The organism is Halorubrum sp. SP9, from assembly GCF_005435015.1.
Classification (GTDB): domain Archaea; phylum Halobacteriota; class Halobacteria; order Halobacteriales; family Haloferacaceae; genus Halorubrum; species Halorubrum sodomense.
The window spans coordinates 1-459 of sequence record NZ_SGXU01000371.1 but is presented as its reverse complement, the minus strand read 5'-3'; the positions used below and the strand labels follow the sequence as shown (position 1 = coordinate 459).

General features: G+C 62.7%; 1 protein-coding gene. It reads right to left on the bottom strand.

Annotated features, from left to right (window positions below):
- Nucleotides 1–459: tyrosine-type recombinase/integrase (locus tag EXE45_RS17915; protein WP_158294337.1), on the bottom strand; the 459-nt coding region annotated here is incomplete at both ends.

Sequence of the window (459 nt, the reverse complement as noted above, 5' to 3'; positions counted from 1 at the left end):
ACTTGCTCGCGGTGTTGTAGGAGGTCGCCTCGCACTCCGGTAAGTCGCGACTCATCGGGCACTCCCCGGTGTAGTGGCACGGTCGAGTCGCGGTGTAGATGTTCCGCTGAATCGTCGTCGGTTCGCACCGCTTCCCGTGGCTCGACATCAACAGCGGCGTCCGTCCGTGTTCGTCCTCGCCGCCCGGGTGGTTGAAGCGGAAGTAGTCACGGAGGACCGCGGCGACTTCGTCACTGATGCGAATGTCGCGCTCGCCTTTGCCCTTGTTCTTGAGCGGGGTCTCGGTCTCCGGACGGTGACGAACGCGGAGGTAGGGCCTGCTCCCGTCCTCAAAGTCGTCCGTGTCGAGCGCGTACAGGGAACTCCGACGCATCCCGGTCTTCCAGAGGAGCAGGACGATGACGTGACGGAGGGTCGCGTACTCGTGCTTGTTGAGGTACTCGATGATTTGGGTTGCTT